Source organism: Leptotrichia sp. oral taxon 879 str. F0557 (assembly GCF_000469385.1).
GTDB classification, from domain to species: Bacteria; Fusobacteriota; Fusobacteriia; order Fusobacteriales; family Leptotrichiaceae; genus Leptotrichia; species Leptotrichia mesophila.
The window spans coordinates 31,079-42,156 of sequence record NZ_KI271359.1 but is presented as its reverse complement, the minus strand read 5'-3'; the positions used below and the strand labels follow the sequence as shown (position 1 = coordinate 42,156).

Genomic DNA, 11,078 nt, shown 5'->3' with positions numbered 1-11,078 from the left:
ATACCTTTTTTTTAGATTTTTTCATGCGTTTGTCATGCGCCAATATTATTTTTCTTGCAAAATTTTAAGGAATCTAGTAAAATATTGTTGTTACTGAAAATATATTTCAGTTTATTTTGTGTAATGTTTGTCATAAATATATTATACAAAAAAATCAGCCGAATTTCTATTCGGCTTTTTTTTATAAAAACCTATATTTATGTAGTTTACCTTATCAAGCACAGATAACTGTGATTTTAATATCTTTAACAAACAATACTAGTTTATAACTCAGCGAATAATCGATATTTTCTATCTACTATATATTCAAATCTAATGGTTTAGATCGGAGCTGTTTTAAGTCTCTTAAAATTATTTATGAGATTTTCTGCGGTATCGATATTTACAAAACATTTGTTGTGACTTGTATTCCTGTACCAGCTTCTTGAAAATTATTGCCATGCCATCCTTATTTACCCTAAATATATTAAAGCTATCAGGATTAAAAAACTGATAAAAAAATACTAAGTGGATTACTGATCTCTTTAAATTATTCTCCCATCTGCTACTATTGTCAGTTACATGATTTTATCCGTTACCATTCTAAGCTATTAACATTAGTCCCTGTGAAAAGAATAGATTTCAAAATTGTCTCATTGTTTGTAATATTCAATTAGTTAATGTCGCTTCCAATACATTTTGAAAAACTTAAAAACATTTTCATTTTGTCAATTCTCTTAAACACGAACTACAAAAGATTATTTTTAATCTTGCTTCTAATCTCAGTAATGAAATTAATCATATTCTTACTGTACCTGGCTTTAAAAATCCGCTTAGTACCATTTCTATCATTTCTGAAATCAAGTTTTTCCAACTTCTAAACACATCTCGGCTTACTCTACCAGTAATGAAAGTGCTGAAAAGAAAAAGTCGGTTGGAATTATTAAAACTGGAGATTACATCAAACCCTTGCTTGTTTAGCAAACCAATGCTAGTATTAAAGTAATCCTGAAATTTTTAACGTTATAGTTAATTATCACTATTAATAGAATACTTTTAATCGTTATTTATCATACAATAAAAAACTGAACCATACAATGCTGAACTTTATCATAAATATAATATTTTAGCAACAACAAAGAAATTTTTTTAGATGAAGTTATTAATATTATAACTAAACAAGGTTTCAAAATCAGAGGAATTATTTAATAACAATTTTTAATTTAATCTTATTTTAATTTTAAAATTAATTCAAAAGTAAGCTTTTTGTTTTCTGCGCCAGATTGGCAATTTTTTATAACTACTCAATCTCGTTTTGGATGTTTACTTCTAGACATTATTTTGAATAGTCATGCCATTTTAGAACTCTATATATCTGTTCATATCCAATTAATTTGGTATATTCCTGTCTTATTTCATTTATTCTTAACAGTTCACCTTTTTTTGCCCGTTCGTCAAATTGCTTCAAGAACTCCCTTTCTTCTTCAAATATCATATTTTTATGATTTCCACCTTTTGGCTTATTTATCAATCTCTATTCTCTAATTTGAAAATATGCTTATCCATTTACTCACAACTTTTTCATACACATCTAAAATTTCAGCTATTTCATTATTCCTTTTGCTTACGCCTCTTATTTCTACCACATGTAGTCTTATATCTTCACTTTTGTTTTTTATTAATTTTCTAATCATTCTTATCTCATTTGAAATTTCTTCTATTATCTCATACGCTTTTGCCATTTTTATTACTCTATTGTATTATACACATTATATTCTGTTACTTTAATGGGATTTAGTATTATTTTGCAATCTTGCAATACTCATACTTTCTATTTTTATCTTTCCTTTGCGAACTGTACCCATTTCTCACTTTAAAACTTTCAGCATCTGCACTATTAATTCTTTCTCCAAGACAATAAACTTCTTTGTTATTTTTTACATAATACTCATTCAAAACTTTTATTTTATTAATATCCAATCCTTCCAATTTTATCATTTTTTCATAAAAATCAAAAGTCGAAATAAAATAAATGTTATACTTGTCTTTTGTATAAAATCCTTCACATCACTAATCACTTCAAAAGTCATTGCATCAGTAATTTCTTCTAATCTTTGCCCAATGTAATAAATATTATTCTTATTTTTTAAAATAATATCAGTTATCGCTTTTGCACTTTTTCAATTTCGCCAAAATAAATATAATTTTTATTTTTCCCATAATTTTCTGTCAATTCTTGAAAACTTGACGCACCTGCTCTTTCGACTTTCATATTACCATAAGTACTATTATAGTAAACAATTTTATCATCTTTTAAATAATTTTTCTTTATAACTCTAAATTTATCTGGATTTACTGGTAATTTTTCCACTACAATTGGTCGAGATAAGTTATAATTATCTATAAAATACACACCTTTATCATTTTTTATATAATCATTTCTTTCTCAAATAACAGAGTAAAATAGAGAACTGTCATAAAAAAATGCAATAATCTTTTTTGGACTGCTTTTTTAAATCATTCTGCTTTGTGATATTTCCTTCAGAACATCATTATCCTTCTCTTAAATATGAAATATTTGTGTTTTTTCCTGCTCCATTAACAATATCCGGTAAATATTGCATCCCTATTACCTTTTCCATTGAAGCCATATTTTTCACTACTAAAGTACAGTTTGTAGGCCTTTTCCCTGTTTTTCCTATAGTTTGCAAAGAAAGTGTAATATAACGCTCTTGCCCTTATTTTCCTTCTTGGAAACACTTCAGGAAATATTATTATCAGCAAGCCTCAATCCCTTAATGTATTGTAATCATCCTTATATATGTATTTTTACTTCTTCTGCACTTCATAAATAATGAATTTGTAGAAGGAGAAAATAACAAGATAAAATCTTATGGGATAAAAAAATTCGACAATCTTAAAAACCTCATTATACTTAGGATTTCTTAAGGTTATCAAACTTTTTACATCTCACACACTTAACAAAGAGCCTGAAAAAATTATAGAAAAAGAATTTTAAATTTTATTATGAAATCAAAAAAACAAAAACGTTATTTCAATTCAACATAAGTTCTATCACATTATACAGATGGATAAAGTTTAAGAAGGAGACAGGAGATTTTTCATCAAGAAAACGAAAAAAATAAAAATATCCATGAAATAGTAAAGAAATTATAGGAAAAACGTAATTCTCTGTGTTAAAAGAGTTGATAATATAAAGATTATTTGGTTCGACAATTCATAGTTCCAAATTATAGATTGTATAAATTATTTATCTGAAATTTTGGGGATACTTATTTTTCTGATTTATTTAGGTTCTTTTAATACCCGTCTTTTTCAAAAAAATAAAAGTTCACCCAAATTCCATTTCTCTATATTTTCCAAACCTATATCAATTCATCCGCATTCACTTCCTCATCAAACTTAAAGTCGTCATCATGCAAATGCACTACTTCCAATGCTTTCTCATAATTCGTAGATTTTTTAGAGAAAAAATCGTGCTGTGTTGTTTCTACATTTAATCCATTTAACACAATTGGATTTACATTTTTCACTTCAAATTCTTCTTCGAACCCTAGATTCATCAAGGCTTTGTTCGCATTGTAACGGATGTATTCCTTCACATCGCCTGTAAGCCCTAAATCACCATAAATTTCATCAGTATATTTTGTTTCATTTTCATACAAGTCATACATCAATTTTTTCAGTTCAGCTCTCATATCAGCTTTTTCCTCTTCGCTGAAAGAATTATATAATTCCTGGAACAATAGTCCGACAAAAACTCCGTGAATCGATTCATCAGCTATGATTTTCTTGATTATGTCACAACTTGCAACCATTTCTCCCTGTCCTGCAAGCCAAAGCGGTAAAAAGAATCCGCTGTAAAATAAATATGTTTCCAAATAAACCGAAGCTGCCAGAGCCATCGCAATATCTCTTTTTGAAGCCTCAGGATTATTCATTTTCTGATAATATGTATCAATTTTATTGGCTTTATACTGCAAATGCGGATTTTCCTGAACCCATCTGAATGTTTCATTAATCTCCCTTGTAGATGCAACCGTTGTAAATATTGTCGAATAAGATTTTGCGTGAATCGTTTCCATCATACACATATATGAAAGCACCGAACGGTTTTGTAGCGACTCAATATGATCAATAATTTTCGGCATCCCTGTATGGCTCTGCAACGTATCCAACAGTGTCAATCCTCCCAGTACATGCAAATACGCCAACTTCATCGCAGGCTCAAGTGAATTCCAACTATCAATATCCTTTGACGGAATATACTCCGTATCAATCCAAAACTGTTTCAAATTCTGCTCCCAAAACATCTCCACATAATCATTTTCCGGTGTGTTCCAGTTTACTGCCTCATATATTTTTTTCTCCATTTTTTTGTTTTCCTTTCTAAAAATTATCTCTTTTCAAAAAAATTCTACCAATCCAAATCCAAATCCTCATTTAGCCCTTCATATTCCATTAACTTACTAGGATTTTCAATTTTGTTATAATATTTATTATTGTGTACCGGCTCTATCTCAATCAATTCCAGTTTATCATTAATCAAAAATTTTTCAAAGAACCTATAAAGTGGCTTAATATAAGGTTTTATAAACTCATTATATCTATTTAATTGTGAATAATTGGCTAAAACTAGACAATCCCTAAAATATTTCGTATTATCTTTAAACAAATCATTCGAAACATCCTCAATTCCCAAAGAATCTAAAAATTTCAACATAAACACAGTAGTCGTCCTAGTATTCCCTTCCACAAACGGATGAACATCCCAAATTTTTTTCACACAATCTACTGCTAATTTCACAATATCATTTGTGTTGTTAATCTCATATTTCCTAGTATTCAATTCCTCAACAATATCCTTCAAATCCTCTTCAATCGTACGAAAATTCCCATAATTAGCACTATCTCCATTCAAAATCTCTTCATACTTCTGAATATCAAACTTCCTAAACTTCCCACAAAACTGCTCACTAATAACATCCTCAAAAAGTTCCTTATGAATACTCGCCAAAGCATTTACCGTCAAATTAAAACTAGAATTATCCAGTAATTCTACAATTTTCAAACTCACTAAATCACATTCGTACTCCGACTTATTAATCTTCTCCGACTTGCTATAATACTTGTACAATTCATCTTCCACTTCAACATAAGTCTTAATATTATTTATATTCTCATAAGCAAGTTTTCTCAATTCTTCAGACGGCTTCAAATCATCAACCTGATTAAGTCCAACCGCTATTTTCCAATATTTTTGCTTTTTATACTTGTCGGTTGTTTCTTGTATTTTTTTATATTCGTTTTCTATAAATAACACCTCTTTTACACTAATTTATGCTAATCTTTTGAAAAATCCATTTTATATAAAATATCATTTCCGTTTAAATCTTTCCCTTTTAAAAAAGGTTCTTTATAAAAATTTATAATGGAATAATAATTATACCTCATTAAACAATAAATTGTTTCATCATCAGTTTTTACCCGTAATTTACCTCCGTTTTCTCCATTTAAAATCTCAACTTGTTCCTTAAAAGTTTTAAATGGCTTATCCATTCCTTTTCCCCCTTTTATCTCAAAAATGCAAAAAAGCCCTATCAAAATTGAAAGAGCTTTTTCTACAGTCTACAACAACGCACAGTTAAGTGGGTTATTCTTGTAGTACGATCACTAAAATTATTATACTCTATATTTTGATATTTGTCAAATGTAAAAAACTTTCATTTTTCTTCACTTTTTTTATAAAATAACATCTGCCTTTATTTAACTATTTATCCCAATCTCTTGGAAAATCCCTCTCTGTTTCTGGATAATCCTTAAATCTCTTTTGATAAACTTTTTTCGGATTAATTCCATTCTTTTTTAAATATTCTTCAAACTTTATTTTTGTGTCTGCGTCAAAATATTTGTAATACATCCAAAAAGTATTTTCAACACTCTTTTCTATAAAATCAGCAAGCAACTCGTAATTTGATTCAACTTGTGCCGTTTCCAAAGCAGTATAATATTCATCTCTATCTTCATTCCTTATAACCGTAATTGGATAACCATTTTTCATAAGCTCCAAATTCAGAAGTAATCTCCCAGTCCGTCCATTACCGTCAATAAACGGATGAATTTTCTCAAAATCAGCATGAAAACAAGCAACTTTCATTATCAAATCATTATTTTCACTACTATTAAATTCATCAATTAATTCAGTCAGCTTCTCTTCAACAAGATAGTGAGGCGTCGTTTCAAATCCAGCACCCAAAATTTCATTATTACTTTTCTTAAACTTTCCTCTATTTTCAATATCATCATTCAACACAAGAGCATGAAACTCTCTTATCAACCTCAGCGATAAAGATTCATTTGTTTTTATAACTTCCTTCAGAAAATTAAGAGCATATTCCTGCCCCTTCACTTCCTGATGTTCTTTCAAACTTTTTCCTTTCACAGTAACCCCATATTGAAGAATAATATCAGTTTCTTTTAAAGTAAGAGTGCTACCTTCAATCGCATTTGAATTATAAATAAAATTTGTTTTAAGATTATTTTCCAATTTTGTCAAAATTCCTTTATTTAAGGGTCTTTCTTTTTCTAAAAAGTTTTTAAAGATTTCAATTTTAGATATTTTAAACATTTTTTATCTCTCTCCCCCCTTTTTTATTTTGTATTCAAAAATGCAAAAAAGCCCTACCAAAATTGAAAGAGCTTTTTCTACAGTCTACAATAACGCACAATTATATGGGTTATTTTTGTAGTGCGATCATTAGAATTAATATACTCCGTATTTTGATATTTATCAAATGTAAAAAAATTTAATTTTACTAAGTAAATCTTTTAATAACTTAATTTCAAATTATCAACTTGATTAAACCCAACTGCTATTTTCCAATACTTTTGCTTTTTATACTTGTTGGTTGTTTCTTGTATTTTTTATACTCACTTTCTATAAAAAACACTTTCACTTTAATATCAAACTAGATTTAGCTTTGTATTATTTTTTCTTTATTATCAACAAATTTATTTATTCTATTCTATTCTAATAAAAAATATCTTACTATCAATTATCTCCATAAAACACATTTGATATACCTCATATGCTCGTGTTTTAGTTGATATTTCATAAATTCCTCTTTTTAATAAATCTTCCATTAAATTATGTCCTAAATTTCTAAGCTTATTATTGCCTAAGTAACTTATAAAGTTATTATGATATTCTGTTTCTAAATAAACTAAAAGAAATGTATTATACTCTTCATTGTTCATATATTGGTTTTTTAATTTATTGTTTTTACAAAACATTGAATGAAATCCAACATAGGAAAAATAGCTTTTTAAAAAAACCCGACTATCAAAAAATATACCACTATCAATATGTGTATTTTTAGAGCTAAAAAAATTAAAAATTTTTTTACATAATTCTAATTTTTTTTCATCTAGACTAAACCATTCATCATTTAATAATCGCTTTTCTTTTATATATGTTTTAGATTCTTTTTCATCCCAATCAATTGTTAATTTTTCTACAATATTCTTAGTTAATCTCCCAATCAAGTTAGATAATAAATCAGCACATCGAATGCCCATACTTTTTTTAGAATTTAAAGATTCAACTGTTCCAATTTTAAAGTTCTTTGCAGAATTATATGATAAATCTCTTTCAGAACCATTACCATCTATATAAATATCAATTTTATCATTTGATAATTTTAATCTATTAGTTATATAATCAAAAATTAATTCAAAAGGTTTAGAAAATTTCCAATTATATTCATTTTTAAATCCTAAAATTTTTTCATTATTTATATAGTTAAACAGCTCTTCTATAGTTCCTATTTCCATCTCTTTCTTTTTTGAATATATTATTTCTTGATAAATATCATTTAAAAATTCTTGAAATTGATCAATAAAATCCTCTGCTGATAAATTATCTTTAAATAAAATCGGTACAATTTTTTTACCCTTGTAATTTGAAATAAATTTAAATAATTGGTATAAAATCCTATTATCCAGTTTATCAATTTTAAAAATATCTGAAAGCATAATTTCTGTTTTATTTAACAAATTTATGTGAACTTTAATATGATTTTTTTCAATTATATCAAAAAGTTTACTGTAAATTTCAATCATATTTTTATTAAATGATGCCACTCCGTTATTAAAATATTTTTTAGCAAACAATGTTCCTTTTATTTCAGTATCAGAATGTTTTATATTATGTATTCTTTTTATTTCGTTTTCAAAATTTAAATAATCTACTTCAAAATTTTTCAAACATTTTTCTTTAATTCCAATAGTTACTGAACAAAAAATTTCTGATAGATTTTTAGCTTCAAAATTTAATTCAGTTTCTTTTTTTTGTGTTATTTTTGAATCCAAAAATGATTCATCATAAAAAAATATATATTTATCCACTTTTAACTCCTAACATATTTCAAAATAACAAAACTTTTTATACCGAACAACTTATACACTCCTCAATCGTCGCTTTCCTAGTCCGTGTATAATAAAGCGACTTCAACCCCAGCCTATGTGCATAAATATAAAGTCTAGCCAAATCTCTAGTACTGTCTGTACTCTTTGTATACAAAATAGTCGAAATTCCTTGATCCACGTGTCTTTGGATTACAGAAATTAGTTTCAAGATATTTTTTTGATCCATATCGTATGCTGACTTATAGAAGAAGTAGTTGTCGTTTGTCAGGTATGGCATTGGGTAGAAAGTTGTGCTGTCTCCGTATTCTCTTACTTCGATTGTGTCAACTACTGGCATTACTGAGGCTGTGGAGTTCATTATGTAGGATGTTGACTGGTTTGGAGCGATTGCCATTCGGTAGGCGTTGTAGATTCCGTGTTTCATTACTTGCTCCTTTAGGTTTGCCCAGTCTTCTTTTGTTGGGATGTAGATTCCTTCAAATAGCTGTTTTATTTTTTCTGTTTGAGGCATGTATTCTTTTGTAATGTATTTGTCAAAATAGTTTCCATTGGCGTATTCAGATTTTTCAAAGTCCTTGAAAGTTTCGCCTTTTTCCTTTGCAATTTCCATCGAACGTTCTAATGAATAGAAGTTTACCATCATAAAGAATACGTTACAGAAGTCAAGCGCTTCCTTGCTTTCGTACATAATAAAGTTTTTAGCCAAGTATCCATGCAGGTTCATTGCTCCCAGCCCTACTGAGTGCAGCTCATCGTTTGCTTTTTTTATTGACGGAACAATATCAATGTTTGTCAAGTCTGATACCATTGTAAGCGAATCAATTGCTGCTTTTGTGGCTTCTTTTATTCTCTTATTTTTCATTACAGTTGCAATATTTAATGAACCTAAATTACATGAAATTCCACGTCTTATCGTGTCTTGCTCATAATACGCATTAATATCTGAAACTTCTGATAATTGCATAATTTCAGTACATAGATTTGAGAACTTAACTGTTCCAATTTCTTTTAATGCGTGTTCTTTATTTGCGTTATCTTTAAAGAATAAATAAGGGTAACCGCTTTCCTTTTGCGTTTGAGAAATTTTTACAAGAAGTTCCCTTGCGTTTATTTTTTTCTTTTTAACATTTGGATTATCAACCAGTTTTTCATACATTTTGTTCATATCCATTTCATCAAGATATTGTCCATATTCTAGGAATACTGTGTGTGGATTAAATGTGTAACAAACTTCATCTTCCATTGCCAGCTGCATAAATTTATCTGGAACAATAACTCCGATTGACAATGATTTTATCCTGATTTTTTCATCTACATTTATCTTTTTACTATCCAAAAATTCATTAATATCAGAATGGAAGACATTCAAATAAACAGCTCCAGCTCCAGCTCTTTGCCCCAGCTGATTTGCATACGAAAAAATATCCTCCAAAATCTTCATAATTGGCAAAACTCCAGAAGCTCTACCTTCAACTCCCTTTATTGACTCTCCTCTTGCTCTTACTTTAGAAAGATTAATCGAAACTCCTCCACCAATCGAAGAAAGTTTCATTGAAGAATCAAAAACATATCCAATCCCGCTCAAATTATCTCCCATTTCATCAAGAAAACAAGAAACAAGCTCTCCAGAACGTTTTTTTCCAGAATTTAAAAAAGTTGGTGTAGCAGGCTGATACTCCTGATTTATCAACATCAAAGCATACTCTTTTGCCTTTTCAACATTTCCCTGTGCCAAATAAAGCGAAACTGTCGCAATCCTATCTTCATATCTTTCCAAAAATTTCTCTCCAGTATCATCCATCAAAGCATAACTTTGATAAAATTTCGATGCGCTCATAAACGAAGCAAATCTAAACTTCTTATCATAAACAAGCTTAAACACTTCCTTTATCTCATCGTGGCTATACATCTCATAAAAATCAATATAATAATCATTTTTTATCAAATATCCCATTTTTTCCTCAAGATTGTGAAAAAATACAGTATTTTTATTCACATAATCTACAAAATACGAATAAACAGCCTCTTTATCTTTCTCAAGCTGAAAATCTTCCCCTTGTTTTACCATTATCTCGTTATTTAAATATATCCATTTTTTTGCTATTTTATCTACCATAATCTTCTCCTATTTTTTTATTTTATATTTTTTACATAACTTTTACTAATCCAATTAAATTATTTTGATTAATAATTATTATTTCTTTTTATATTATTTTTAGTTTTTTTAACGTAAGGGGGCCCTTTTTCGCAATAGCAGTTACTTTAACATATTTAACTGATTACTACTTAGAGATAATAGCGAAATGTTCTACAAACTACCCCGCTCAACGCAAAATTTCTTATAAAGAAAAAAGAAAACTCGCTTTTAAATAAAGATTATCTTAATTCTAATAAATTAATTAATTTTAAAACTTTTTCCAAAAGCTCAAACAGTTCTTTTTCCTTTAACGAAATTTTGCTTATTAATTTTTCATCAAAATAGTTTTTATACTAAAATCCCATTTAATTAACAAATTTATTACAAACTTTTTTAATAAAGGATATAAACTTAATATTTTCAAGTAATTATAAGATATAATTTTTATTTTTCAAACATAGTCTACCATAAACTAATCCATCGGAGCATTTTTATGTGCTGGCAAAACTGTCTG

The 11,078-nt window shown here is 28.1% G+C and carries 9 protein-coding genes and 2 pseudogenes; all 11 read right to left on the bottom strand.

Annotation, left to right across the window (positions count from 1 at the left end):
- Nucleotides 1–1,315: 1,315 nt before the first annotated feature.
- Nucleotides 1,316–1,510, bottom strand: a complete 195-nt coding sequence (locus HMPREF1552_RS11715) for a hypothetical protein (protein WP_021745385.1) — start codon at nucleotides 1,508–1,510, stop codon at nucleotides 1,316–1,318.
- Between the two features lie 10 nt (nucleotides 1,511–1,520).
- The gene (locus tag HMPREF1552_RS11710) at nucleotides 1,521–1,721 is read right to left on the bottom strand and encodes a hypothetical protein (protein WP_021745384.1); all 201 of its coding nucleotides are present in this window, start codon (nucleotides 1,719–1,721) and stop codon (nucleotides 1,521–1,523) included.
- Nucleotides 1,722–1,779: 58 nt separating this feature from the next.
- A pseudogene (locus tag HMPREF1552_RS11500) lies at nucleotides 1,780–2,022 on the bottom strand (DKNYY domain-containing protein); the annotation flags it as partial.
- A 118-nt stretch (nucleotides 2,023–2,140) separates the two neighbouring features.
- Complete coding sequence (locus tag HMPREF1552_RS11495; RefSeq protein ID WP_021745382.1) at nucleotides 2,141–2,392, bottom strand: DKNYY domain-containing protein; 252 nt, start codon at nucleotides 2,390–2,392, stop codon at nucleotides 2,141–2,143.
- A gap of 99 nt (nucleotides 2,393–2,491) precedes the next feature.
- Nucleotides 2,492–2,745 (bottom strand): annotated as a pseudogene (locus tag HMPREF1552_RS12380) (ISLre2 family transposase); the annotation flags it as partial.
- Between the two features lie 620 nt (nucleotides 2,746–3,365).
- Entirely contained in the window at nucleotides 3,366–4,373 is a 1,008-nt protein-coding gene (gene nrdF, locus HMPREF1552_RS11490) for a class 1b ribonucleoside-diphosphate reductase subunit beta (RefSeq protein ID WP_021745379.1), read from the bottom strand.
- A 44-nt stretch (nucleotides 4,374–4,417) separates the two neighbouring features.
- The gene (locus HMPREF1552_RS11485; RefSeq protein ID WP_021745378.1) at nucleotides 4,418–5,323 is read right to left on the bottom strand and encodes a Fic family protein; all 906 of its coding nucleotides are present in this window, start codon (nucleotides 5,321–5,323) and stop codon (nucleotides 4,418–4,420) included.
- Between the two features lie 20 nt (nucleotides 5,324–5,343).
- On the bottom strand, nucleotides 5,344–5,559 hold the full coding sequence (locus HMPREF1552_RS11480) for a hypothetical protein (protein ID WP_039901679.1): 216 nt from the start codon (nucleotides 5,557–5,559) through the stop codon (nucleotides 5,344–5,346).
- A gap of 211 nt (nucleotides 5,560–5,770) precedes the next feature.
- Nucleotides 5,771–6,628, bottom strand: a complete 858-nt coding sequence (locus HMPREF1552_RS11475) for a Fic family protein (RefSeq protein WP_021745376.1) — start codon at nucleotides 6,626–6,628, stop codon at nucleotides 5,771–5,773.
- Between the two features lie 392 nt (nucleotides 6,629–7,020).
- Entirely contained in the window at nucleotides 7,021–8,406 is a 1,386-nt protein-coding gene (locus tag HMPREF1552_RS11470; RefSeq protein WP_021745375.1) for a DUF3800 domain-containing protein, read from the bottom strand.
- Nucleotides 8,407–8,443: 37 nt separating this feature from the next.
- Complete coding sequence (gene nrdE / locus HMPREF1552_RS11465) at nucleotides 8,444–10,543, bottom strand: class 1b ribonucleoside-diphosphate reductase subunit alpha (RefSeq protein WP_021745374.1); 2,100 nt, start codon at nucleotides 10,541–10,543, stop codon at nucleotides 8,444–8,446.
- Between the last annotated feature and the right edge of the window lie 535 nt (nucleotides 10,544–11,078).

What these genes read in the sequence shown, in the direction of transcription:
- nrdF (WP_021745379.1), bottom strand. Translation starts at nt 4,373, where the DNA reads ATGGAGAAAAAAATATATGAGGCAGTAAACTGGAACACACCGGAAAAT.
- HMPREF1552_RS11480 (WP_039901679.1), bottom strand. Translation starts at nt 5,559, where the DNA reads ATGGATAAGCCATTTAAAACTTTTAAGGAACAAGTTGAGATTTTAAAT.
- HMPREF1552_RS11710 (WP_021745384.1), bottom strand. Translation starts at nt 1,721, where the DNA reads ATGGCAAAAGCGTATGAGATAATAGAAGAAATTTCAAATGAGATAAGA.
- HMPREF1552_RS11475 (WP_021745376.1), bottom strand. Translation starts at nt 6,628, where the DNA reads ATGTTTAAAATATCTAAAATTGAAATCTTTAAAAACTTTTTAGAAAAA.
- nrdE (WP_021745374.1), bottom strand. Translation starts at nt 10,543, where the DNA reads ATGGTAGATAAAATAGCAAAAAAATGGATATATTTAAATAACGAGATA.